Annotated in this window: 20 protein-coding genes; 9 read left to right on the top strand and 11 right to left on the bottom strand. The window is 58.8% G+C overall.

Going from position 1 to position 23,371, the window contains the following annotated elements:
- Window positions 1–249 precede the first annotated feature (249 nt).
- Entirely contained in the window at window positions 250–3,966 is a 3,717-nt protein-coding gene (gene dnaE / locus ACYVGC_RS12620) for a DNA polymerase III subunit alpha (RefSeq protein ID WP_460584185.1), read from the top strand.
- A 50-nt stretch (window positions 3,967–4,016) separates the two neighbouring features.
- Window positions 4,017–4,415, top strand: coding sequence for a thioredoxin (trxA, locus tag ACYVGC_RS12615; protein ID WP_460584279.1), 399 nt, complete (start codon window positions 4,017–4,019; stop codon window positions 4,413–4,415).
- A gap of 106 nt (window positions 4,416–4,521) precedes the next feature.
- Here the strand turns inward: trxA and ACYVGC_RS12610 are convergent, their stop codons facing one another.
- The gene (locus ACYVGC_RS12610; protein WP_460584184.1) at window positions 4,522–4,704 is read right to left on the bottom strand and encodes a hypothetical protein; all 183 of its coding nucleotides are present in this window, start codon (window positions 4,702–4,704) and stop codon (window positions 4,522–4,524) included.
- A 203-nt stretch (window positions 4,705–4,907) separates the two neighbouring features.
- On the bottom strand, window positions 4,908–5,210 hold the full coding sequence (locus ACYVGC_RS12605; protein WP_460584183.1) for a hypothetical protein: 303 nt from the start codon (window positions 5,208–5,210) through the stop codon (window positions 4,908–4,910).
- Window positions 5,211–5,398: 188 nt separating this feature from the next.
- On the opposite strand from ACYVGC_RS12605, the gene ACYVGC_RS12600 reads away from it, so the two are divergent.
- Complete coding sequence (locus ACYVGC_RS12600; protein ID WP_460584182.1) at window positions 5,399–5,761, top strand: hypothetical protein; 363 nt, start codon at window positions 5,399–5,401, stop codon at window positions 5,759–5,761.
- 96 nt (window positions 5,762–5,857) lie between these two features.
- Complete coding sequence (locus ACYVGC_RS12595) at window positions 5,858–7,777, top strand: SPFH domain-containing protein (protein ID WP_460584181.1); 1,920 nt, start codon at window positions 5,858–5,860, stop codon at window positions 7,775–7,777.
- A gap of 162 nt (window positions 7,778–7,939) precedes the next feature.
- Here ACYVGC_RS12595 and ACYVGC_RS12590 read toward each other — a convergent pair whose 3' ends face one another.
- Window positions 7,940–8,425 (bottom strand): Lrp/AsnC family transcriptional regulator, encoded by a 486-nt coding sequence (locus ACYVGC_RS12590; RefSeq protein WP_460584180.1) that lies wholly within the window; start codon window positions 8,423–8,425, stop codon window positions 7,940–7,942.
- 627 nt (window positions 8,426–9,052) lie between these two features.
- Between ACYVGC_RS12590 and ACYVGC_RS12585 the strand changes: the two genes are divergently transcribed.
- Window positions 9,053–10,381, top strand: coding sequence for a hemolysin family protein (locus ACYVGC_RS12585; protein ID WP_460584179.1), 1,329 nt, complete (start codon window positions 9,053–9,055; stop codon window positions 10,379–10,381).
- Window positions 10,382–10,482: 101 nt separating this feature from the next.
- Window positions 10,483–10,854: an RDD family protein gene (locus ACYVGC_RS12580; RefSeq protein WP_460584178.1), complete on the top strand. Its 372-nt coding sequence runs from the start codon at window positions 10,483–10,485 to the stop codon at window positions 10,852–10,854.
- A gap of 821 nt (window positions 10,855–11,675) precedes the next feature.
- Here ACYVGC_RS12580 and ACYVGC_RS12575 read toward each other — a convergent pair.
- From ACYVGC_RS12575 to accD, 7 genes are all read right to left on the bottom strand, one after another.
- The gene (locus ACYVGC_RS12575) at window positions 11,676–12,191 is read right to left on the bottom strand and encodes a gamma carbonic anhydrase family protein (protein ID WP_460584177.1); all 516 of its coding nucleotides are present in this window, start codon (window positions 12,189–12,191) and stop codon (window positions 11,676–11,678) included.
- 22 nt (window positions 12,192–12,213) lie between these two features.
- Window positions 12,214–13,203 (bottom strand): radical SAM protein, encoded by a 990-nt coding sequence (locus ACYVGC_RS12570; protein WP_460584176.1) that lies wholly within the window; start codon window positions 13,201–13,203, stop codon window positions 12,214–12,216.
- Window positions 13,204–13,326: 123 nt separating this feature from the next.
- The gene (locus ACYVGC_RS12565; RefSeq protein WP_460584175.1) at window positions 13,327–14,106 is read right to left on the bottom strand and encodes an endonuclease III domain-containing protein; all 780 of its coding nucleotides are present in this window, start codon (window positions 14,104–14,106) and stop codon (window positions 13,327–13,329) included.
- Between the two features lie 155 nt (window positions 14,107–14,261).
- Entirely contained in the window at window positions 14,262–14,975 is a 714-nt protein-coding gene (locus tag ACYVGC_RS12560; RefSeq protein ID WP_460584174.1) for an OmpA family protein, read from the bottom strand.
- Window positions 14,976–15,162: 187 nt separating this feature from the next.
- Entirely contained in the window at window positions 15,163–15,438 is a 276-nt protein-coding gene (locus tag ACYVGC_RS12555) for a YMGG-like glycine zipper-containing protein (RefSeq protein WP_460584173.1), read from the bottom strand.
- A gap of 155 nt (window positions 15,439–15,593) precedes the next feature.
- Window positions 15,594–16,340 carry an OmpA family protein gene (locus tag ACYVGC_RS12550; protein WP_460584172.1) on the bottom strand — a complete coding sequence of 249 codons (747 nt, stop codon included), beginning with the start codon at window positions 16,338–16,340 and terminating at the stop codon, window positions 15,594–15,596.
- 144 nt (window positions 16,341–16,484) lie between these two features.
- Window positions 16,485–17,330 (bottom strand): acetyl-CoA carboxylase carboxyltransferase subunit beta, encoded by an 846-nt coding sequence (gene accD / locus ACYVGC_RS12545; protein WP_460584171.1) that lies wholly within the window; start codon window positions 17,328–17,330, stop codon window positions 16,485–16,487.
- A 244-nt stretch (window positions 17,331–17,574) separates the two neighbouring features.
- Between accD and ACYVGC_RS12540 the strand changes: the two genes are divergently transcribed.
- From ACYVGC_RS12540 to ACYVGC_RS12530, 3 genes are all read left to right on the top strand, one after another.
- Complete coding sequence (locus ACYVGC_RS12540) at window positions 17,575–18,579, top strand: OmpA/MotB family protein (RefSeq protein ID WP_460584170.1); 1,005 nt, start codon at window positions 17,575–17,577, stop codon at window positions 18,577–18,579.
- A 79-nt stretch (window positions 18,580–18,658) separates the two neighbouring features.
- On the top strand, window positions 18,659–19,201 hold the full coding sequence (locus ACYVGC_RS12535) for a hypothetical protein (RefSeq protein ID WP_460584169.1): 543 nt from the start codon (window positions 18,659–18,661) through the stop codon (window positions 19,199–19,201).
- A 6-nt stretch (window positions 19,202–19,207) separates the two neighbouring features.
- Entirely contained in the window at window positions 19,208–20,062 is an 855-nt protein-coding gene (locus ACYVGC_RS12530) for a hypothetical protein (protein WP_460584168.1), read from the top strand.
- Between the two features lie 81 nt (window positions 20,063–20,143).
- Here ACYVGC_RS12530 and ACYVGC_RS12525 read toward each other — a convergent pair whose 3' ends face one another.
- Entirely contained in the window at window positions 20,144–22,948 is a 2,805-nt protein-coding gene (locus tag ACYVGC_RS12525; protein ID WP_460584167.1) for a TonB-dependent receptor, read from the bottom strand.
- Window positions 22,949–23,371: the final 423 nt, after the last annotated feature.

The following is a 23,371-nucleotide window of genomic DNA, read 5'->3' as shown; positions in this document are numbered from 1 at the left end:
CGCAGCCCTGGCGGCGGGCCGATGTGACCCATTTTGGCAAGGTAACCCGAAGCCCCTTCCCACAGTTCGACAGTAGTTTAAAATACAACGCTCATTTTCAGTTAAGAAAGCGCACTAACTCAACTGAAGTGCACCGCTAACCCCCAACAGGCGGTAACTTTAGGGTCAAGGAAAAAACGTGAGATTTCGATGAAAAATAGTTTTCTGCTATCATTCATTTTTCGCTCGCGCCTCTAAATCACCTGTGTTATGCCCACGTTCTCGCACCTCCACTCGCACACCCAATACTCACTGCTCGACGGCCAGTCCAGCATCAGCGGGCTTATGAAAAAGGCGCAGGCCGACGGCATGCCCGCCGTGGCCCTCACCGACCACGGCAACATGTTTGGGGCGTTCAACTTCGTAGCCGAGGCTAATAAGTATAACGTCAAGCCCATCATCGGCTCCGAGTTTTACATGGTGGCCGACCGCCACAAGAAAACGTTTTTGCGCGAAAAAGGCGAAAAAGACAACCGCTACCACCAGCTGCTGCTGGCCAAGGACCAGGCCGGCTACCACAACCTAAGCAAGCTCAGCTCCATGAGCTTTATCGAGGGCGTGTACTCCAAGTTTCCACGCATTGACAAAGAGCTGATTCTTAAATATCACGAGGGCCTGATTGCCACCAGCTGCTGCATCGGGGCCGAGATTCCGCAGGCCATCCTGTTTGAGAGTGAGCACCGGGCCGAGGAGCTGCTGAAATGGTGGCTCGACGTGTTTGGCGACGACTACTACATCGAGATTCAGCGCCACGGGCTCATGAACTTCGACGGCACTGGCAAAAGCCAGGAAGACGTAAACCAGGTGCTGCTGGGCCTGGCTAAGAAGCACAACGTCAAGGTTATCTGCACCAACGACTCGCACTACGTCAACCAAGACGATTACGCGCCCCACGACCTGCTGCTGTGCGTGAACACGGCCGAGGAGCGCAGCATCCCGGTCGGTGATTTCGAGACGAACTACTATACTATCCTCACCGCCGACCAGCGCGTGCACTACAACACGCTCGACAAGCTGCGCGCCGACCACAGCAACGACGAGCACGCCCGCCGCATGCTCTCGCGCATTGACGAGGAGCTGCAAAAGCCGCCCAAGCAGCGCAAACGGCGCTTCGGCTTCGCCAACGACCAGTTCTTCTTCAAGACCCAGGAGCAGATGAACGCCTTGTTCATCGACGTGCCTGAGAGTGTGGATAACACCAACGAAATTGTGGATAAGGTAACGCCGCCCAAGCTGGCGCGCGACATCCTGCTCCCCAACTTCCCGCTGCCGCCCCAGTTTGCCACCGCCGACGCCTTTTTGCGCGAGCTGACCTACGTGGGGGCCTTTGGCGCCGGAGCCGGCAACGGCACCGTAACCATGACCAAGCCGCCCCGCTACTCCGAGCGCACGCCCGAAATTGAGGAGCGCCTGGACTACGAGCTGCGCATTATCGAGACGATGGGCTTTGCGGGCTATTTTCTTATCACCCAGGACTTTATCAATCACGGCCGCTCGGTGGGCGTAGCCGTGGGGCCGGGCCGGGGCTCGGCGGCGGGCTCGGCGGTGGCCTACTGCGTGGGCATCACCAACATCGACCCCATCAAGTACTCGCTGCTGTTTGAGCGCTTTTTGAACCCCGAGCGAGTGTCGATGCCCGATATCGACATTGATTTTGACGACGTGAACCGCCAGAAAGTCATTGACTACGTGGTGGGTAAGTATGGCAAGACGCAGGTAGCCCAGATTATCACTTTCGGCACCATGGCCGCCAAGTCGAGCATCAAGGACGTGGCGCGGGCGCTGGAGCTGCCCCTACCCGCCGCCAACGAGATAGCCAAGCTCGTGCCCGAAAAGCCCGGCACCACCCTCGATGGGGCCTTCCGCGACGTGCCGGAGCTACGCGCCCTGCTCGAAGACCAGAAGGACCTAAAAGGCCAGATTCTGGGGCTGGCCCGGTTGCTCGAAGGCTCGGTGCGCAACACGGGTATCCACGCGGCGGGCGTCATCATTGCCCCCGACGACATCACGAAGTACATCCCCGTCTCAACCTCCAAGGACTCGGACCTGCTCGTGACGCAGTTCGACGGCAAGGTGATTGAGAGCGCGGGCATGCTAAAGATGGACTTTCTGGGCCTCAAAACCCTAACCATCATCGTAGATGCCATGAACCTGATTGAGCGCAACCACGGCGTCAAAATCGACATCGACAACATTCCGCTCGATGATGAGAAGACCTACGCGCTGTATCAGCGCGGCGACACCATCGGCACGTTCCAGTTCGAGTCGGAAGGCATGCGCATGTACCTCAAGGACTTGAAGCCCACCAACATCGAGGACTTGATTGCCATGAACGCGCTGTACCGGCCCGGCCCGATGCAGTTCATCCCCGACTTTATCAACCGTAAGCACGGCCGCGAGCCCGTGGAGTACCCGCACGAGCTGCTCAAGCCCATTCTGGAGTACAGCCAGGGCATCATGGTGTACCAGGAGCAGATTATGCAGACGGCGCAGATTCTGGCCGGCTACTCGCTCGGCGGGGCCGACTTGCTACGCCGCGCCATGGGTAAGAAGGACATGAAAAAGATGGCGATGGAGCGTGAGAAGTTCATCAAGGGCGCGGGCGAGCTGCACAAGATTCCGGCGAAGAAGGCCAACGAAGTCTTCGACGTGATGGAGAAGTTTGCTGAATACGGATTCAATAGAAGTCACTCGGCCGCCTACTCGGTGGTAGCGTATCAGACTGGTTACCTGAAGGCTAACTACCCCGCCGAGTACATGGCCGCCGTGCTCACCAACAACATGGGCGACATCAAGAAGGTGACCTTCTTCATTGAGGAAGCCCGCAAGCAGGGCGTGGCCGTGCTGGGCCCCGACGTGAACGAATCAGAGCAAAAATTCAACGTGCCCCGCGCTAACCAGATTCGCTTTGGCCTGGCCGCCGTGAAGGGCGCGGGCGAAGCTGCCGTATTGGAACTGGTGGAAGAGCGCCAGAAGAGCGGCCACTTCTCCGACGTGTTCGACTTTGCCAAGCGCGTGAACCTGCGCTCGGTTAACAAGAAAACCTGGGAAAGCCTGGCGCAGGCGGGCGCGTTCGATGGCTTCGAGAAGTATAACCGCCGGCAGTTTATGGATGCCCCGGCTGGCGACCAGAACCTCATCGAAAAGGCGATGAAGCTGGGCCAGCAGCACCAGGCGGCCAAAGAATCGGCGCAGCACAGCCTCTTCGGGGCCGGCGCGTTTGGCGCGGTGGCCGCCCCGCTGCCCAAGGTGCAGGACCTGGAAGAGTGGAGCGCCCCCGAGAAGCTGCGCCGCGAAAAGGAAGTGGTGGGCTTCTACCTTTCGGGCCATCCGCTCGACGCTTTCCGCATGGAAATCGACGCCTACTGCACCTGCGCCCTCGACAAGCTGGAGCTGCAAAAGGGTAAGGACGTGAACATCGCTGGTCTACTCTCGGCCGTGACGTTTCGCACCACCAAAAGCGGCTCGGCGATGGCCTCGTTCAACGTGGAGGACTACGATTCTAGCATCAACCTGGCGCTGTTCCGCGATGACTACACGCGCTTCAGCGCGCTCATCAACCCCAAAAACTACCCGCAGGAACAGGTGCCGCCCATGTACATCCGCGGCAAGATGGAGTTGCGCTACGGCACCCAGGACCAGTGGGAGCTGAAGATAAAAACCATGGAACCCCTGGCCCAGGTGGCCGACAAGCTCAGCAAAGGCGTGCGCGTGAAGCTCGACCTGCGCACCGTAACCGGCCCCATGATTGACCGTTTGCAGGAAGCCATTGAACATTCGAAGGGCTCAAAACGGCTGGAAATTCAGTTTGTGGAGCCCCACGAACGGCTGGCGGTAGATATGTTTTCGCGCCGCTTTCAGATTGAACCTAAGACGTTTATCGACAAGATGCATGAATTTGAGCTCGACGTGTGCTCGCTGATATGAGCCGCGTGAACGCCGGCTGAACTTTCCGGTGGCCACGTTGTTTTACTCCCATTCCGCTACCTTGCAGCCGCGTTGGCCGTACACGCCGGACGTTTTTTCACTTAACAACTCTTAGCGTCATGGCGCATAAAGCAATTGAAATAACCGATGCCAACTTCGAGGAGATAATCAACTCGGACAAGCCGGTACTCGTAGACTTCTGGGCCGAGTGGTGCGGCCCCTGCCGCATGGTAGGCCCCGTAGTAGAGGAGCTGGCCGGCGAATACGAAGGCAAAGTCATCGTAGGCAAGGTTGACGTTGATGCTAACCCCCAGACTTCCATGAAGTTCGGTATCCGCAGCATCCCGACGCTGCTAGTATTCAAGAACGGTCAGATTGTAGACAAGCAAGTGGGTGCCGTGCCCAAGCACGTGTTAGCTCAGAAATTGGAAGCGCAGGTTTCCGCCTAGCTTTAAACTAGCTGTTTAACAATGCTCCTCGGAGCGTTAGTAAACACGAAGAAGCCCCACGCTAGTCTTAGCGTGGGGCTTCTTCATGTTTAGTAGTATTCAGAATTTAGCGCGACCGTTTGTTCTGGCGCACGCGCAACTGCGATTGGTGGTGCAGGCGCTGCATGTGCCGGCGGTGCCGGTCGGGCGATGCTTTTTCGCTGGCGGTGGCAGTGGAAGAAGCAGCAGTAGCGGTTTCTGCGAAGCACAGGCCGGTGAGCACGAAGCCCAGGAGTAGGAGATTTTTCATGGGGTGTGAATAGTTGGGTGTGCAAATGAAGCTGTGCTTACTCAAACTCCCTAGCAAAGTTTCACAATTAGTATAATTTGCCGTGACTGTGGGCTGGCTAACAGAAAAATATTTTTAAAATAACTCGTTATTAATTAGATATTTATGCAAAAAATCCTTCTACTGATAGCAGTAGAAGGATTTTGCTGCTAATAGCAGAATTCTTAGCGCACCTGTCCGTCGTGCTTCTGGCGGTAGATGGCGCGGCTGGTGCGGCGCTTATCACCCCGTATTTCGTGGCGCTCGCCGCGGGTTACTACGCCATCGGCGCGGGCGGCGCGCTTATCGGCGGTAACGTTGGCTTCCCGAGCTCGCAGGCGGGCGGCCTCGGGGCGCGTGAGCTCACCCGAGCGGGCTCCTTGCCGAATGCGGGCGCGCTCGGTGGCCTGGGCCCGCGGCCCCACCTGGGCAAAGGCCGTGGAGGTAACGGCCAGGAAAAGGGCCGCGAAAAACAGATTTTTCTTCATGACAACTTGGAAATAGAATCGAACAGAAACACTTGCCCAAACAGAGTGGCCCGGCTTTGACTAGCCGCCGCCACCGAAGTTTAAGTCGCGCACACATGGCACTGGCTGTGGCAGAAAATCACCTATATTTCGGCACAATTACTGCCTGGCAAGGCAGTGTTTTCCCTCACCAATTTTCCCACCGTTTTATGAAACGCCTCCTCGGTTTCTTCACCGCCTTGCTAGTAGCTGGCAGCCTCTCGGCCTCGGCCCAAACGGCCCCGGCCGCCAGCACCATGAGCAGCAGCTCAACCAAAATGACGACGACTAAAATGGCCCCGGCCACCACGTCGCACACCACTACCACAACTGCCAAAAACGGCGTGATGGCCCCGGCCGCCACCACTACCACCAAAGCCAAGATGAAGGCCGATGGCACGCCCGATATGCGCTACAAGGCCAACAAAACCACGCAGTCCACGACCACCCAAACCGGCCCCATGAAGGCCGACGGCTCGGCCGACATGCGCTACAAAACCAACAAGACCACCACCACCAAGGTCAAGATGTAATGCTTGGCTCAGGCCAGCGATAAGGTCCTTCCCGGCACATTCGGGAAGGACCTTTTTGTGTCTTACTTCTCCATTTGCTACTTCTTACGTGCTCCAATGCTGCTAATAATTACCGTTTCTATATTTTACATCTTTGTGGGCGTAGTGGTGGGCCTGTTGGTGCTGCTGCTGCTAGCCAAGTCGCTACTGGGTATCGTCGTCATTGGCGAATTAGAGGTAGGCATTGTGGCCAAGAAATTTGCCCGCACCAGCCTGGGGCCGGGCCGGCTCATTGCCCTGGAGGGCGAGGCCGGCTACCAGGCCGACACGCTGGCCCCCGGCTGGCATTTTTTTCTGTGGCCCTGGCAGTTTGCCGTTACCAAGGAGCCGGTGACGGTGGTGCCGCAGGGCGAAATTGGGCTGGTAGTGGCCAATGGCGGCGCGGTTATTCCGCCCAGCCACATGCTGGGCCGCGTAGTAGAATGCGACGACTACCAGGATGCGCGGGCCTTTTTGATAAAGGGTGGCGAGAAGGGCCGGCAGCTTGGCATTCTTACGGCGGGCACCTATCGTATTAACACTGCGCTCTTTACCATTCTCACCCGGCGCAGTGCGGAGAGCCTGGGCATGGACCCCAACGAGCTAGTGGTGTACCGCGTGGTCCCCGACGCGGTGGGCATTGTAACTACCCTCGACGGCGTACCTATCGAGCCGGGCGAAATTGCCGGCCCCGTTATCCCCGAGCACGACAACTTTCAGGATGCCCAGCGCTTTTTGGTGGCGGGTGGCCGGCGCGGCCTGCAAGAACAGGTGCTGCTGAGCGGGGCCTGGAACCTGAACCCCTGGTTTTGCCGCGTCGAGCAGGTGCCCATGACCGAGATTCCGATTGGCCACGTGGGCGTGGTCATTTCCTTCGTGGGCCGCCCGGCGCAGGACGTGAGCGGCGATGATTTCACCCACGGCAACCTCGTGGAGGTGGGCCACAAAGGCATCTGGATTACGCCGCTCTACCCCGGCCGCCAGCCCCTCAACACCCGCATCATGCGCGTCGAGCTGGTCCCTACCACCAACATTGTGCTCAACTGGGCCACCCGCACCGAAGCCCACGGCTACGACAACTCCTTGAGCAGTATTACGGTACGCTCGCGCGATGGCTTTTCGTTTAACCTCGATGTGGCCCAGATTATCCATGTGGGGGCGCTGGATGCGCCCCGCGTTATCTCGCGGGTGGGCTCGATGCAAAACCTGGTAGACCACGTGCTGGAGCCGATTGTGGGCAACTACTTTCGCAATAGCTCGCAGGCGTATACGGTGCTCGACTACCTCACCAACCGGGCTGAGCGCCAGCACGATGCGGCTATGTTCATCCGGACTGCCCTGGCTACCTACAACGTGCAGGCCGTGGACACGCTCATTGGCGATATTGTGCCGCCCGCCCAGCTCATGACCACCCAAACCGACCGCAAACTGGCCGAGGAACAGCGCAAAACCTACGAAGTGCAGCAGGCCGCCCAAACCCAGCGCCAGGCGCTGGTGCGCGAAACCAGCATCGCCGATATTCAGAGTGACCTGGTAAAGAGCGAGCAAGGCGTAAATATTGCCGAGCTAAACGCCAACTCACAAGTGAAGAAAGTGCGCGGTGAAGCCGAAGCGGCCAAGCTGCGGGCCGGTGGCGAGGCCGAAAGCACTCGCCTGCGCGCCATCGCCGACTCGGAGGCCACACGCCTGCGCGGCGTGGGCGAGGCCGAAGCCATCCGAGTCATTGGCCAGGCCAAGGCTGAAGCCTACCAAGTGGGCGTAGCCAGCCTGGGTACCCGCGAGTTCACGGCCTTGCAGCTGATGCAGATAATTGGCGACAACCAAGTAAAAATTACGCCTGATGTGCAGGCCAACGGGGGCGGCATTGGTGCGGGCCCCGGCAGCGGTGGCTTAGTCGAAGCCCTCGTGGGCCTGCTGGTGCAGAGCCAGCGGCCAGCCGCCACACCGCCAGCTACCAACGCCCCCGACCCAGTAATCCCGGAAATGCCAGCGGCTTAGCTGCCCCTTTGCGCACCTGCATACGCCGCCGCATTGGCTAGCGCAATTCTCAAAATCTTGTGTTCTTTGACCAAGAGTCGGCAGTCAAGAGCAGTAGGTTAAAAACTTGATTAATAAGTTTTTAACCTACTGCTCTTGACTGCCGACCCTTGTAAATAAAGGCTAGGCCAAGAGTGGGGCCACGGCCTCCAGCTGCACGGCGCGGCTAAACACCTCCTCCAGCGAAATCAGGGTTTCGGTACGCTCCACGCCTTCTATCTGCTGCACCATGTCGTGCAGCACGTTGCGCAGGTGTTGGGTGTCGCGGCAGGCCAGCCGGGCAAACAGGTTGTAGCTGCCCGTGGTGAAGTGCAGGCTGATAACTTCCGGCACCTCACGCAGTTGCGCAATTACGCTGTCGCAGTAAGAGCTTTTCAGCAGAAATATCCCCAGGAAGGCCTGAATGCCGAAGCCCACCTTGGCCAGGTCGAGGTCGAGGGTAGCCCCGCGCACAATGCCCAGCTCCTCCAGCCGCGTCATGCGGCTGTGGATGGTGCCACCCGACACGTGCAGCTGCCGGGCTATTTCGGAGTAGGGCAATTTGGCGTCCTGCACCAGTAAGTGCAGAATACGACGGTCGGTATCATCTAATTCGTAAGGGCGGGACATTAGGGGCAGGATTTAGAATAAAAAGCAAAGTTAAGCCCCTATCTGAAGATTATTCAGACAATTGCCCTTACCATTGAGGATTAATTAATTTTTTAACCTTTTTTGAATAAAATTTGCATAACAACAAAATGCGACCTTACCTTTGACCTATCAAAACGCAAACGGCGCGGCGATACTAACCTTGTAGTGTGGTGAAACTGGCAGACACGCCCTCCTATCTCGGGGGTGAAGGCAACTGGACAAAGCAGCCGCTTTTCGGAGCAGCCGCCTAACTACTTCATGGAGGTTCAAGTCCTTCCGCTACAGCATTAAAAAAGGCGCATTCCCAATTGGGAATGCGCCTTTTTTGCGTAGTTAGCCCACCAACTAGCTGGCAGTCAGTGCTTACCTAGTGACGGGCAAAAGCCCTTAATTAATTGTAACTTCTTTACTATCAATAAAATATGTACTGGCGTGCGATAACGAAGGCACCTGGCTGCCTAGTGCCTTGATACCTGCCAGCCAGGTGGCTAGCGGGTACCTGCTGAGCCAGGTTATTTAGCTGAACATGAACTTGCCCCGCCAAAGTCCGTACTTTTGTAGTTATAAAGGTTGCCCGACCGTCCGCGTCTGAGGGGAACCGACTACATGGGCTTAAAAATACTGCTTACCCTGTTACTGGTTTTAGTCAACGGGTTTTTCGTCGCCGCCGAGTTTTCACTCATTCGGGTACGCCTTTCTCAGCTGGAGATTAAAGCCAAGGAGGGTAGCCGCCTGGCTAGCCAGGCGCTGGGCGTAATAAAACACCTGTATAACTACCTATCGGCCACGCAGCTAGGTGTTACCATTGCCTCGCTTATACTGGGTGCCGTAGGTGAGGAAGTAGCCACCGAGCTTATTCTGGACGGCGTTACGCACTTGGGCATTAACCTGGCACCGGCTACCGCGCACAGCATTGCCGTGGTTACCGGCTTGGTGATTATCACGGTGATGCACGTCTTGTTCGGGGAGCTTTTCCCGAAGGCACTGGCTATTCAGCGGCCCGAGGCAGTGAGCCTGGCGCTGGTGATACCGCTGCGCGCCTTTTACCTGGCCACGCTGCCCCTCAACTGGTTTCTTTCCAAGGCTTCCAACCTGCTGCTGGGGGCCGTGGGCATTGATAACGTGCACGGCACCGAGGCCCACACCTCTGATGAGCTGCGCCTGCTGCTCGACCAAAGCAAGGAGAGTGGCGAAATTCAAGACTCTGAGCACGAGCTGATTGAGAACGTGTTTCAGTTCAACGACCGCATGGTGAAGCAGATAATGGTACCCCGCACCAAGCTGGCCGCCCTCGACGTGAATGCCTCGGAAGACAAGCTGCTCGAAACCATCTTCAGCGAGGGCTACTCTCGCATGCCGGTGTACGAGGGCAACATCGACAATATCGTGGGCGTGCTCAATGTCAAGGACTTGCTGCCCATTATCCGGCGGGGCGAGCCGCTGGAGCTGGCGCGCATTATGCGCCCGGCCTACTTCGTGCCCGAAACCAAGAAAATCAACCGGCTGCTGCGCCAGTTTCAGCGCAAGCACATTGTGATGGCGGTGGTGAGCGACGAGTTTGGCGGCGTATCGGGCATCGTCACCATCGAGGACATTATGGAGGAGCTGGTGGGCGAAATCCAGGACGAGTACGACAACGAGGTGCCGGTGGTAGAGAAGATTTCGGAAACCGAATACCGCGTGAACACCTCCACGGCCATCCCCGATGCCAACGAATACCTCCCCTTCCCGCTGCCCGAAGGCGAGGACTATGAGAGTGTAGGCGGCCTGCTCAACGTGCTTTACGGCAACATCCCCGAGATTGGCGACGTGGCCGTGTTGGAGCCCTACGAGTTTCGGGTACTCAGCCGCACCGGCCGCGTGGTGGAGATGGTGCAACTGCGCGTTATCAGCACTACTACGCCTTCTGAGGAAGTAGACCCAATAGCTGCATAGTAAGCTGCGGGAAAATAATTATTTGCACATTGAGCTAAGCAGGCATCAGTAAGCACGTAGCTTTGCTTGCCGCTTGCTAAGTCCCGTGCGGTTTATTTTTTATGGAAGCTTCTAAATTGCGCCGTTTTGCTAACTGGGCAGTTGACATTGGCTGTGTACTATTCTTGTTCTTGGCGCTGTTGCGCATTTTGCCGGCTGGCTTGTTAAAGACTGAATACTACAGATTTGCCGTATTTGGGGTGATGTTTGCTTACTACGCAACTGCAGAAATGGCTTTCAAGCGTACGATAGGCAAACTATTAACCGGCACTCATTTGGTAACGCAAGATGACTCTGCTCCTAGCAGCGGTCAGTTGTTTATTCGCACGCTCTGTCGTTTCCTGCCATTAGAGCCCTTTAGCCTACTATTCAGCCGCCGCAAAATGGCTTGGCATGATAAGTTATCAGCAACAAAGGTCATTTATTTGGATTAGCAAAGTTATAGCCATAGCTTGCACGCGATTTGTATAAACTACTATACAATCGCCCTAACCCAATACTATGACTCGATTTCGACAAGCGGTAACCCTTGGCTTGCTAGCGGCAAGCCTTTCCTCATTAAGCAGCTGCGCCACTGTTTTCGGTGGCTCCGTATCTAGCTATCAAAAAACCAAGCCTGCTCCTGGCCAGCCGCAGCGCGACGTACGGGTTGGTGCCCTCATTGCCGACATTATCTTATTTTGGCCTGGCACCATCGTTGATTTCGCAACGGGGGCCATCTATAAGCCTCAGCCTGCGGGCAAATAATTTGCGCAACGCTCCCTGATTGAGAAGCCGTGACTTTACCATCAGTAGTGGAAAGTCACGGCTTTTGCATGAAACATTGGTTGGCACTGCCTCCCCTACGCTCCCCCATCTTTCCTACTTTCTGCATGTTTAAACTTCGCCAGTTACTGGCCTTCGGGCTTATCGCCACTACACTCTCTAGCTGTGCCACGGTATTTGGCGGGCATATTACTGAATATCAACGCACAAGGCCCCTACCCGGACAACCACAACGGGAAGTACGGGTAGCTGCCCTAATAATTGATGTGTTTTTGGTTGGCTTGTTAGGAGTAGGCGTTGACTTTGCTACGGGGGCTATCTATAAGCCTCACCCACGCATACCGCCTAGTACGGCGGCAGCACCTACCATGCCTACGACCGAGCCCACAGTAAAATAAACGCACAAAAAAGCCTGAATAGCTTAGGAGCTACTCAGGCTTTTTTGTGCGTTCTACGCACTGGGAGCCCGGTGATTCAACTAACCAACTTCCTACTGCGAAAACCAACTGGCGTACCGCTGGTAATTAGCCGCCGTGCGGCGCAGGCCGGCGGTCTGGGCTTCGCTCACGGGCTTGACTTTGCGGGCGGGCACGCCGGCGTAGAGGTAGCCGGGCTCGCAGACGGTGTTTTCGAGTACCACGGCCCCGGCCGCGATAATGCAGCCCGTGCCCACCACGGCGTGGTCCATCACGATGGCCCCCATGCCGATGAGCACGTCGTCCTCCACAGTGCAGCCGTGCACCAGCGCCCGGTGCCCGATGCTCACGCGCGAGCCGATGGTGAGGGCCGCCTGCTCGAAGGTGCAGTGCAGCACCGCGCCGTCCTGCACGTTGGTTTCGTCGCCGATGCGGATGCTGTTCACGTCACCCCGAATCACGGCCGTGAACCACACCGTGCAGCCACGCCCCAGCACTACATCGCCAACGATGGTAGCGTTGTCGGCCAGAAAGCAGTTGGGGCCAATGGTGGGCGAAATACCGTGGACGGGAAGGAGGAGCGCAGGCATAGGAAGTGAAATAAGTCGTTCTTTAGCCAAACATCGGGAGTAACCGCTTCCAGGTGCCTTTTTCCCAGTTGTATTTCAAGGTGCTGGGCAGGGCTTGCCAGAAATACTTGCTGGTTTCGACCGCGAAGCTGGGCTGCATGTAGCAGTTGATGGTGCAGCCCTCGCACTGGGGTAGGCGGCCTTCGAGGGCGGCGAGGCGCTGGGTTTCGGGCGCGTGGTAGAGGTCGAAGAGTTGGCCAGCGATGGGAAACTTCTGTTGACCCAAGTGGTAGCAGGGCAACACTAGCTCATTGCTGGGCGAGATGACGAGCGTGGTGCTGGCGGCCCGGCACACGGGCGCGGCCACGTGGTTGCCCCCGTCGCGGCGCAGCGCAATAAAGCCTTCGTTGAGGTACACGCCCTTGCGCTTGCCGAAGGCGGAGAGGAAATCCAGCTCCTCCTCAGTAAGCTGCTCGCCGGCGGCTACGTCGCCGTACTCGAAGGCCGGGTTAAGTAAGAGAATCAGGCCGTTGGGCTGGGTTATTTCGCGGTACACGCGCTCCAGCTCGCTCAGGTTGTGGCGGAAAACGGTGAAGATGATGTCGGGCCGCTCGCCTAGCTCCTTGGCCACGCGAATGCTCTCCATCACAAAGTCGTGGCAGGCTACGCCGCGGCCCCGGTCGTGGGTGTCGCGGTCGATGCTGTCGAGTGAGAAGTGCAGCATATCGACCAGCCCGCGCAGCTTTTCGGCATTCTTGGGATAGAGCAGGCCGTTGGTCGTTACGGTGGTGATGAAGCCCATTTGCCGAGCCAACGCCAAGAACTCGGGCAGCTGCCGGTGCAGCAGCGGCTCGCCGCCGGTAAAGTCTATCACCTTCACTCCCAGCCGCTTAAGGTCACGCAGGTTGGTTTCTACGTCGGCCAAGGTGATATAGGGCGAGGGTTTTTCCCAAATATCACAGAATGAGCACTTTGCGTTGCAACGGTACGTAACGTAGTAGTTGCAGAGAACAGGGTGCTTGACGAGGCGCATGTATAAAGGTAACGTAGGAGTGTAGGGTAAGCTTCAGCTTGGATATGCGGTAAGCTTTAGCCTGCCGTTTGCTAAGCGACCAACCACTAACTGGTACACGGCAAGCTAAAGCTTACCGCACACTCAATGCGGCAGCTTGCCCCAGGCGGCGGCGTCCCAGTGCGCGGGCGTGGCGGCCAACGCTTCCGGCGTGGCTTCGCCAAACTGCTCTTGGTAGTAGTTGCAAAACCCTTTAAGTGGGCAGCGCGGGCAGTTGGGGCGCTGGAAAAAGCAGATTTGCTGGCCGTGCCAGTAATTGTGCTTGTGAAAGTTGAATAATCCTTCGGGGTCGAGGTGCGGCTTGAGCAAGTCGAGTAATAGGCCGTGGGCCTTCTCCACCGTCACCTTAGGGCCGAGCACACCCAGGCGCTGCATCACGCGGTGCACGTGGGCATCGACGGGCAGCACGGGCTTGCGGAAGTTGAATAGCAGCACCAGCGAGGCCGTTTTCAGCCCGATACCGGGCATATCGGTGAGCCATTCCATGGCGCGCTCGGTAGTCCAGTCGGCCAGGAAATCGAGCGAGAAACTGCCGCCCGTTTCGGCCTTGATGCGGGCCAGAATATCGTGGATGCGCGGGGCCTGCGTGGCCGGCCAGCGCGTGGTGCGAATGGCGTGAATGAGGTCATCGAGCGGCGCGTGCAGCACGCCCTCCCAGTCGCCAAATGCTTCGAGCATGCGGTCGTAGGCCAGCTCTTCGTCGGCGTGGGTGGTGCGGTGCGAGAGCAGCGTCGAAATGAGCTCACGCATAGGCGTGCGGCGCGGGGCCGTCGGCACCCGGCCGTAGAACTTGTCCAACAGGGTGTGGTCCGCCAGGGCCTTATCGGCCGGCGGGGCGGAATAATCAATTACTGGCTGTGCCACAGATTCAACGGATTTTTCGTTTTTAAAAGCTATTGCTGCTAAACGAAAAAAGCCGCCCAGCAGGCGGCTTTTTTTACAATCTACTTGCTTTGAAAAGAAGCTGAACAGCTGTGAAATCCGCTGCGGCTACTTCAGTTCGTACCAACCAATGGTTCTTACAGTTGGCCACGCTTGGCGGCTTTCTGCATCTTCTCGTTGGCGAAAATGGCTACTTCCACGCGGCGGTTGGCGGCTTTGCCGGCTACCGTGGTGTTATCGCCCACGGGCTGGGTCGAGCCGTAGCCGGTGGCAGTGATGCGGCTGGTTTCTACCCCTTTGGTGGTCAGCTCATTGGCTACGGCCTGGGCGCGGCGCTGGCTCAGGGGCTGGTTGATGGCATCGGAGCCCGACGAATCGGTATGGCCATCAATGGTAACGTTGGTATCGGCATATTTCTGCAGTGTAGTGGCCAGCTCATCAATGTTGCCGGCGGCAGCCGAGGTCAGGGTCGAGGAGTTGCTACCAAACAGAATGCCCGAGGCAAACGTGATTTTGATACCTTCGCCCACGCGCTCTACGGTGGCCCCTTCGAGGTCGCGGCGCAGCTCGGCGGCCTGCTTATCCATGCGGCGGCCAATGAGCGCACCACCCGCACCACCCACCACGGCTCCCAAGATGGCCCCCTTGGCCGTGCCTGACTTACCGCCAATCACGCGACCCAGAATGGCTCCGCCGGCAGCCCCACCCAAGCCGCCGATGATGCCGCCCTTCGCAGTTTTACTCATACCCTTGGGCTTATCGGTAGTAACGGTAGTCTGCGCCTGCGCAAAGTGACCCAGTAGCAGCAACACGGCCAGCAAATAGGAAAAAGAGAGTTTCAGGGTTTTCATGGGATGAAAATAAAAAGTCGAAATGACCACGCGGTAATAATGCAGCGGCAAGTTCGGCAATTGCAACCACCTTGCCAAACTTAGTCAATCTGCCAGCAGCGGTGCGTACCGCTTAGCTCCGAACCAGTAGGACGCAAAAAAGCCCGGCCAAGGCCGGGCTTCCATAGTATTGCAGCATTTATCAGCCCTACTTGTTGCGGTAGCGGTTGTAGCGAGCCGGGTCTTTTTTCTTGTCTTGGTTGCGGCCTACCAGGCCGCCACCTACTACGCCAGCACCAGCGCCGATGAGGGCACCTTTGCCACCGCCCAGCAGGCCGCCCACTACGGCTCCGCCACCGCCACCGATGGCAGCGCCTTTGGCCTTGCGGCTCCAGCCCTTAGGCTTATCCTGGGCCTGGGCGGCCGTGCCTACTAGCACGAAAAATAACAGCAGAAATGCGAAGAGCTTCGAGAAGGATTTCATAAAACAGCAGAGAGAAAGTTAGTAGAATAGGATGAGTTGGCACGCGTGTGAAGCGTGATTATTTAACGCGGCAGCTCTAGAGAGAGTTGCTACTTAGAGCAAAAAAAAGCCCGGAGCTACCGACTCCGAGCTTTTTATATTATTGGCTAACTGACTTACAATGTGCCGTTTTGAGCAGCCTTCTTCATCTTTTCGTTGGCGAAGATGGCTACTTCCACGCGGCGGTTGGCCTGCTTGCCTTCGGTGGTCGAATTGTCACCTACGGGCTCGGTCGAGCCGAAGCCTTTGGTGGTCACGCGGCTGCTGGCCACGTTTTGAGCGGTGAGGGCACTGGCTACCGATTGCGCGCGGCTTTCGCTCAGCGGCTGGTTGATGGCGTCGGTGCCCGTGTTGTCGGTGTGGCCTTCTACCAGCACGTTGGTATCGGGGTATTTTTGCAGCGTGGTGGCCAGCTTGGCAATGTCGGCCTGCGAAGCAGGGCGCAGCGCGCTGCTGTTAGTGTCAAATAGGATGCCCGAGTCGAAGGTTATTTTGATGCCCTCGCCCACGCGCTCTACTTTGGCGTTGGCCATGTCGCGCTGCAGCTCCTGCGCCTGCTTGTCCATTTTGCGGCCGATGAGCGCCCCCGCGCCGCCGCCCACGGCAGCCCCCAGGATGGCGCCGGCCGCCGTGCCTTTGCCACCACCCAGCAGGCCACCGATTACGCCGCCTACTACTGCCCCACCACCGGCCCCAAACAGGCCGCCTTTGGTGGTTTTATTCATGCCGTCCTTGCGCACGCCGGTGCCGTTGTTGCTAGACAGGTCGGGCTGGGTAGTGGGTTGGCGCGTCGAGGCGCACGAGCCGAGTAGCATAATGAAGGCCAGTAGGGCGGCCACGAAAGACTTAGAAGAAGTCATCATCTCTGAGTGATTTTGGTGATTAAGCTGATAACTCAGCCGGGCCTTATACGCAAAAGCCCGCTCTGGTTACCAAAGCGGGCTTTCCCAAAGTCGTGCCAGAGGCAATGAGTGAATGACTTATCTCCTCATTCACTCATTCACAACTCACCCATTCACCATTGAAAGTAGGTCGGCGAGGCGCTGCTTGAGCTCGCGGCGGTCCACGATGAAATCGAGGAAGCCGTGCTCCAGCACAAACTCGGCGCTCTGGAAGCCTTTGGGCAAGTCTTTGCCGATGGTTTCTTTGATGACGCGGGGGCCGGCAAAGCCGATGAGCGCGCCCGGCTCGGCAATGTTGAAGTCGCCGAGCATGGCAAACGAGGCCGTAACGCCGCCCGTAGTTGGGTCAGTCAATAAGCTGATATACGGCACTTTAGCCTCCGAAAGCAGCGCGAGCTTGGCCGAGGTTTTGGCCATTTGCATGAGCGAGTAGCCGGCTTCCATCATGCGGGCCCCGCCCGAGCGCGAAATCATGAGGAAAGGCACGCGGTGCTGGCGGGCGTAGTCGATGGCGCGGGCAATTTTTTCGCCCACCACCGAGCCCATCGAGCCGCCGATGAAGCGGAAATCCATGGCCGCGATAACGAGTGGCTGGCCCGCGCTTTGGCCGTGGGCCGTGCGCACGGCATCCTTGAGGCCCGTGTTTTTTTCAGTGGCCTGCACGCGCTGCGGGTAGGCCTTGGTATCCACGAAGTGCAGCGGGTCGCCGGAGGTGAGGTTGGCATCGAGCTCCGTGAATTCGCCGCCGTCGAAGAGCAGCTCGAAGTAGGCGCTGGCGTCGATGCGGTCGTGGTAGCCGCAGTTGCCGCACACGTAATGCAGTCGTTTGTGCTCGGCCATGTTGGCCACGGTTTTGCACTCGGGGCACTTATACCACAGGCCGTCGGGCGTTTCTTTTTTTTGCTCGGTGGGGGTGATAATGCCCTTTTCCTGGCGCTTGAACCAAGCCATAGTGGGAGGTACTGGTGGGATGACGAATTTGAGAAGCCCAGTAGACCGCGCAGGCCGGTGGGTTGGCGTTGGCAATTTTAGGCAATCTACGGGCTGGTAAAATTACGCCACAGTTACCATCGGGCCGAAAGTTGGCGGCCGGGGCGGCGGCGGCCGGCCGAGCTAGTGGGCCCACGGGCAAGCCTACGGCGGCCGTAACTTGCCCCCACCACCACTTAGCCCGCCACTGGCGGCATTTTCTGCGTTGAAAAAGTCTTTTTCCGTTACCTCTCCCCTGCTCGGGCTGGCGCTGCTGGCCGCCGGAGCCACCGGCCTCACTAGCTGCGTCACAGCCAAGCGCTACGAAGACCTGCAAGCCCGGCAGCAAACCGAGGCGCAGGCCCACACCGCCGCCGAAAACCAGCTGCGCCAAACCAAGGTGGACCTCCAAAAAACAACCGACGCCCTGGCCGAAGCGCGTCTCGACCAGAAGCGCCTCACCGCCGACTCCGCCCAAACTGGCAACGCCCTGCGGCGCACCCGCACCCTCTACACCCAACTCACCGACAGCTACGACAAGCTGCTCAAAAACAGTGACCGCGCCCTGGCCGACCGCAACGCCGACTACGGCAAGCTGGCCAAGGACCTCGCCACCCGCGAAAGTGAGCTGGGTACCCTCGACCTGAGCCTGCAAAAAACCAAGGCCGACCTCACCGCCCGCGAAGCCAAGCTCACCGAGCTTACCCAGGCCCTGGCCGACAAGGACAAGGCCGTGAACGACCTCAAGACCCGCGTGAGCAATGCCCTGCTCAGCTTCAACTCCAAAGACCTGCAAGTCAAGCTGAAGGACGGCAAGGTGTACGTGTCGCTGTCCGAGCAATTGCTCTTCAAGTCGGGCTCCAGCCGAGTGGACCCCAAGGGCCAGGAGGCTCTCAAGAAGCTGGCCACCGTGCTGCAAGAGCAAAAAGACGTGAACGTGGTAGTGGAAGGCCACACCGACAACGTGCCCATGCGCCCCACCGGCGGCATCCAGGACAACTGGGATTTGAGCGCGCTGCGGGCCACCGACATTGCCCGCCTGCTCACCACGGCCGGCGTGGAGCCCAGCCGCATCACGGCCGCCGGCCGCTCGCAGTACGTGCCCGTGGCCGCCAACGACTCGCCCCAGGACAAGGCCCTCAACCGCCGCACCGAAATTATTCTCACGCCCAAGCTCGACGAGCTGTTTCAGATACTGGACGGTAATAGCGGGAACGCGGGAACGAAGTAGACGCAAATCAGTTTGTCAACAATTTTTTAATTATCTTAAAATTAACTACTTATGTAAAAAAAAATTACTCTTTCGCTGGTTGGTAGTGGTCCTGTTGGGGCTGGGTGTGCAGCCGGCGGCGCACGCTTCGCATATTTTGGGCGGCGACATCTCTTACTTCCCCATTGCGTCGCCTACCGGGGTGCCGCGCTACCACATTACGGTGCGGCTCTACCGCGACCCCAGCGGGGTGGACCAGCCAACCAGCACCCTGCGGTGCAGCCGCAACGGCTGCGATGCCCCGGCCACTGGCAGCTTCTCGCGGCTCCTGCCGCTCACCGAGCGGCGACTGGGCACCTCGCTGAGCTGCACCAGCGGCAGTAGCTTTTCCTACGAGATACTTCTCTACGAAACGGATGAATACTTGCCGGCGGGCCAATGGACGCTGAGTGTTTTTGCCGAGAACCGGGCCGCCGGTATTCGGAATCTGGTAAATGCTGAGCAACAATCTTTTTACATCAACTCGTTTCTGGATAATACGACGGTGAGCGCCAACTCCTCCCCCAAGTTTTTGTCGACGCTACTGCCCTACCTGTGCGGCAGCAATGCGCAGCGCTACAGCTTCAGCGCCTTCGATAGCTAATATAACTTGCTGACTTACAACCTATTGTTGACGCAGGGGGGCGTGCAGCCTCTGGGCCAGTGCGGGGTGAATATGTCGGGCCAGCCGGCCCCCTACTTTCAGCTGGATAAGGCCACCGGCGCGCTCACCACCCAGGCAACTACGGTGCAGGCCGGCCGCTACGCGATGGCCGCCCGCGTGAGCGAGTATCGCCGCGTGAGTGGAGTGTGGCAGCTGATTGGCGGCATCACGCGCGACATATCGTACGTGGCCTATATCACCACCAACGGCAGCCCGCACTTCATGGGCCTCACGGTGGGTGGCAACGCTACTTCGCAGCCCGTGGAGCAGCTCATTCGGGCAAGGCCCGGCCAGGCTATTTCGCTGCTGCTGAGTGCTACCGACCCCGATGCTGGCCAAGCGCTGAGCTTTAGCAGCCAGGCTCCGGAGGTGGTGCCCGGCCTGAACCTGACCACCGTGAGCGCTACCCAGGCCCGCCTCACCTGGCGCGTGCCCACCGACCTGCCTCTGGGCCGCTACACCCCCACTGTGGCCGTGCTCGACAATGGCTGCCTCCTGCACGCCAGCGAGGAGCAGACTATTTCCTTCCTGGTAACCAACCAGGTGCTGGCCACACGCCCTAGCAACCCGGCCGATACCGCGGCTTTTCCGATGCCCTTCCGCAAGCAAGTACAGTTTCAGGCTACTGCTGGCCAGCTCATTAGTATAGTCGATGCGCTGGGGCGCGTGGTGGCCCAGCTCACCAGCCCGGCCGATGGGCGCGTGGTGTGGCAGCCCGCCAGCACGCTGCCCGCCGGCCTCTACGTGGCCCGTAGCGCCGAGGGCAAGCTGCTGGCCCGCCTGCTGCGCGCCGCCGAGTGAGGCCGCATTTACTCCTAAAAAAAGGACCCATGCGGCTAGCCGCATGGGTCCTTTTTTTACAATCTATTAACTGGCAATTAGTTACAGCGTCACATTAAAGCGGGCGAAGTAGTAGGCCCCGTTGAAGCCAAACTGGTTGGCGTTGTAGAGGTAGCGGCCGCGGTTGGAGTTGTCCTGGTTGGAGGCGTAGCTCAGGTTGGGGTCGGCTGAGAAGTTGTTGGGGTCGTTGCGGGGGCTGATGGCCACCTTGTCGGGGTACACGTTGAAGATGTTGCTGGCCCCGATGGCCAGGTTTATCTGTTTGGTTAGCTGGGCATTAACGGTGAGGTCGCTTATCCACTTGGCCGAGTAGGTCTGGTCGAGAGCCGAGCGGGCGGGGTCAGCATCGGCGGTCTGAATTTCGCCAAAGCGCACGCTGCGGGCTTCAATGCCGAAGATGCCGTACGTGTAGTTGCCCGAGAGCACAATTTTGCTGCGCGGGTTGCCGCTTTCGAGGCGCACGCGCTGCTGGCGGTTGAAGAGCGTGTTTTGCAGGCCGGCCGTGCCGGGAGTCGGGTCGTCGTTGATGGTGCTGGAGGAGCTGTTGAAGCTGCGCACCGTAGTCTGGTTGAAGTTGGCGGCCGCCGTGAAGCCGATGGTGCTTTTATCGGTCAGGCGCTGGCGCTCGTTGAGCACAATGTCGAGGCCGCGGGTGCGGGTGTTCACGGCATTGGCAAAGAATTGGATGGCGCTCACCGGCGTGTTGCGCAGGATGGTGGCCACCGTGGGGTTGCTATTGGTGAACTGCGACGAGAGCACGATGCGGTCGCGGATATCCACCTGGTAGAGGTCGGCCGTGAGGGTAAACGTGCGCAGGAAGCGCGCCGTGAGCCCCAGGCTGTAGTTGGTCGATTTCTCCTGCTTCAGCGACTCGACCCCGAAACCGGGCTGCGTGGCGTTGCCGATAGCATTGCGCACCAGCGGATTATCGTTGTTGGCGGTGAGCACCTGGCGCGGGTCGCTGCCGCTCACCACCTGCGTGGCCGTACTGGTGAAGTACCGCTGTTGCAGCGAGGGCGCCCGGAAGCCATTGCCGATGGAGCCGCGCAAAGCCACGCCCTCGGTAATGCTGTAGCGCGCGCCGGCCTGGCCGCTCACATTACCGCCAAAGTCGCTGTAACGCTCGGCGCGGCCGGCGGCGTGCACCAGCAGCTTTTCGGTGATGTCGCTTTCCAAGTCGACGTAGCCGGCCACGTTGGTGCGCGATTTATTCACTTCATCCTGCGGCTGGTAGCCGGGAAACACCTGCGCGCCAGGGTTGGCCGGCGTGGTGCCGATAACGCGGCCCTGGTAGGCGTAGGACGAGTATTCGCCACGGCCGATGAGGAAGTTATCGTAGCGAAACTCGCCGCCAAACGCCACGTTCAGCGTGGCTAGTGGCCCTACTTCCGTGAAGCGGCGCGTAGCCCCGAGGTTCACGGTGTTTTGAGCAAAAGCCAGCCGCCCGGCGTAAAACTCGGTGGGGTTGCGGCTGCTCACGCTCTGCGGAATGGAGGCGTTAACCGAGTTGCTCACGTCGTAGCGCAACTCGTTGCGGCCGAACGTGTTACTCAAATCCACGGCAAAGCCACCGTAGGTTTTGCGCAGGCCCACGATGGCCGACTGGTCGTAAATCGTGGTGTTGATGAACGGCAGGTAGCCATTCGGGTAGATGGTGGTGTCGCTCGACGTGGCTTGGTTGGGCAGGCGGTTGAAGCCCGAGCCCTGGCCCGTGCGGTAGGTGGCCCCGCCCGATACGTAGGCCTCGTAGCCGGCCCCCAGCCGGTAGCCGCCGTTGATGAAGCCGCCAAAGTTGCGCGACGCCGACTGTCCCACGCGTAAGTCGTTGCGGTCGAAGCCACGCTGGGTTACCAGCGCATCGTCCTGCGCCTTGAGGGCGCGGCGGCCAGCCTCGTCGAGGCCGCTGGGGAAGTTGCCGCTGTTGTTGCCCAGGTAAATGAGCGGCGCCCGGTCGGCAAAACCGCGGTTGGTGTAGCCCCGGTTGAGCAGCTGCCCGCTCAAATCGAGGAAGCCGCGCTTGTTGAGGCCGATGCCCACGTTGAAATCGACTTGCTCAGTTTTGCCATCGTTCTCCACCGTTTGGCCATACAAGGCACTGCTGCTCACGCCAGTAGAGTCGTCTTTCAGCTGAATGTTGATAACGCCCGCAATGGCATCGGAGCCGTAGAGGGCCGCCGCGCCATCGCGCAGCACCTCAATGCGCTTGATGCTGGCCGTGGGTATCACGTTCAAATCAGTGCCCACCGAGCCCCGGCCCACCGTGCCGTTGATGTTGACCAGCGACTGCTGGTGGCGGCGCTTGCCGTTCACGAGCACCAGCACCTGGTCGGGGCCCAGGCCGCGCAAACTGGCCGGGTCGATGTGGTCGGTGCCGTCGGCCATGGTTTGGCGCGCCGACTGAAACGACGGAGCCTGGAAGCTCAGTACCTGGCTCACATCAGTTTGGGCAAACGCCTTGATGTCGCGGGCCGAAATCACGTCCACGGGGGCCGTGGTCAGGATGCGGGAGCGGCCTTCGGTGGCGCGCGAGCCCGTTACCACCACGTCGCCGAGGTCGGTGGCTGAGGCCACTAGGCGCACTTCCAGGCGCGTGCGGCCGTTCAGGGCCACTTGCTGCGTGGCGTAGCCAATGGCCGAAATAGTTAGCGTGGCGCTCGTGGGCACGGCCAGCGAGAACTCGCCGCTGGCGTTGGCCGCCGTGCCATTGCTGGTGCCGCTTTGCAGCACCGTGGCACCGGGCTGCGCTTCGCCGTTGGCGCTCAGCACGCGGCCCGTTACGGTGACAGCTTGCGCGTGGGCCGCCAGGGCAGCCACCACACACAAGGGCGTAAGTAAGGTCTTTTTCATAAAAATAAAATCTCACCCAGTATAATTTTTAACTACTTAACTAATAATGCGTTAGCCGCTAACGGCCAGAGCCGATAAGGAGGCAGCAAAGCCCATAACTGGCTTTAGAGCAATACCCGCAAAAGGATGAAGAAAGTGGCCCGCCGCAGTGGGCCTGAAAGCTTAGGCGCAACAGCAACTCCCGCCTGCCGGGCGGCAACAACACAAACAGCAGGCAACAAGGTGACGCATAAACAAAGCCGGGTGCAGCCGCAAACTAGTGGCTGAACTCAACGAACCACCAACTGCGATGCCCGAATTTTGTTCATTGCAGCAGGTTGGCTTATTACGCTTCTTAATGTATCAACTAAATGAAAATCAATGAGATAATTTTAAAAAATAATTTTCACTGGCTTTCAGATTGAAGTGCGTGAAGCACATGGG

It is taken from the genome of Hymenobacter arcticus (assembly GCF_054779975.1).
The sequence above is the reverse complement of the archived record's forward strand: the minus strand, read 5'-3'. Positions and strand labels throughout refer to the sequence as shown.

Coding starts and splice junctions, on each gene's coding strand:
- ACYVGC_RS12525 (WP_460584167.1), bottom strand. CDS start 22,948: ATGAAAAAGACCTTACTTACGCCCTTGTGTGTGGTGGCTGCCCTGGCG.
- ACYVGC_RS12560 (WP_460584174.1), bottom strand. CDS start 14,975: ATGAAAACCCTGAAACTCTCTTTTTCCTATTTGCTGGCCGTGTTGCTG.
- ACYVGC_RS12600 (WP_460584182.1), top strand. CDS start 5,399: ATGAAACGCCTCCTCGGTTTCTTCACCGCCTTGCTAGTAGCTGGCAGC.
- ACYVGC_RS12555 (WP_460584173.1), bottom strand. CDS start 15,438: ATGAAATCCTTCTCGAAGCTCTTCGCATTTCTGCTGTTATTTTTCGTG.
- ACYVGC_RS12585 (WP_460584179.1), top strand. CDS start 9,053: ATGGGCTTAAAAATACTGCTTACCCTGTTACTGGTTTTAGTCAACGGG.
- ACYVGC_RS12590 (WP_460584180.1), bottom strand. CDS start 8,425: ATGTCCCGCCCTTACGAATTAGATGATACCGACCGTCGTATTCTGCAC.
- accD (WP_460584171.1), bottom strand. CDS start 17,330: ATGGCTTGGTTCAAGCGCCAGGAAAAGGGCATTATCACCCCCACCGAG.
- ACYVGC_RS12605 (WP_460584183.1), bottom strand. CDS start 5,210: ATGAAGAAAAATCTGTTTTTCGCGGCCCTTTTCCTGGCCGTTACCTCC.
- ACYVGC_RS12575 (WP_460584177.1), bottom strand. CDS start 12,191: ATGCCTGCGCTCCTCCTTCCCGTCCACGGTATTTCGCCCACCATTGGC.
- ACYVGC_RS12550 (WP_460584172.1), bottom strand. CDS start 16,340: ATGATGACTTCTTCTAAGTCTTTCGTGGCCGCCCTACTGGCCTTCATT.
- ACYVGC_RS12610 (WP_460584184.1), bottom strand. CDS start 4,704: ATGAAAAATCTCCTACTCCTGGGCTTCGTGCTCACCGGCCTGTGCTTC.
- ACYVGC_RS12595 (WP_460584181.1), top strand. CDS start 5,858: ATGCTGCTAATAATTACCGTTTCTATATTTTACATCTTTGTGGGCGTA.
- ACYVGC_RS12580 (WP_460584178.1), top strand. CDS start 10,483: ATGGAAGCTTCTAAATTGCGCCGTTTTGCTAACTGGGCAGTTGACATT.
- ACYVGC_RS12570 (WP_460584176.1), bottom strand. CDS start 13,203: ATGCGCCTCGTCAAGCACCCTGTTCTCTGCAACTACTACGTTACGTAC.
- dnaE (WP_460584185.1), top strand. CDS start 250: ATGCCCACGTTCTCGCACCTCCACTCGCACACCCAATACTCACTGCTC.